Genomic DNA, 238 nt, shown 5'->3' on the forward strand with positions numbered 1-238 from the left:
TACTTCGAATGCTAATTTCGAAACGACACCAGGAGTATATCAAGTGGATGTTGCATGTGGTTATAGATTAGGGACTGATATTACAAGTTTTCAGAATGCGACGACCATTACGCATGAAGTCGATTTAACTTCTAACCTCTATGCAAGGTTTATCATTGATAGTCTTGCTCAGAGTTGTAAAACGGCTCTAACGTACAAATAATGTAGTAGTGTATCTATTTTTAGGTGATTTATCCCT

1 protein-coding gene is annotated in these 238 nt (G+C 36.6%); it reads left to right on the plus strand.

Annotated elements, in window-relative coordinates; all coding sequences use genetic code 11:
- A partial coding sequence (locus L9G74_RS21960) for a hypothetical protein (protein ID WP_238899044.1) occupies positions 1-202 on the plus strand: 202 nt, incomplete at its 5' end.
- Positions 203-238 lie beyond the last annotated feature (36 nt).

This window comes from Shewanella electrica, assembly GCF_022321485.1.
Taxonomy (GTDB): domain Bacteria; phylum Pseudomonadota; class Gammaproteobacteria; order Enterobacterales; family Shewanellaceae; genus Shewanella; species Shewanella electrica.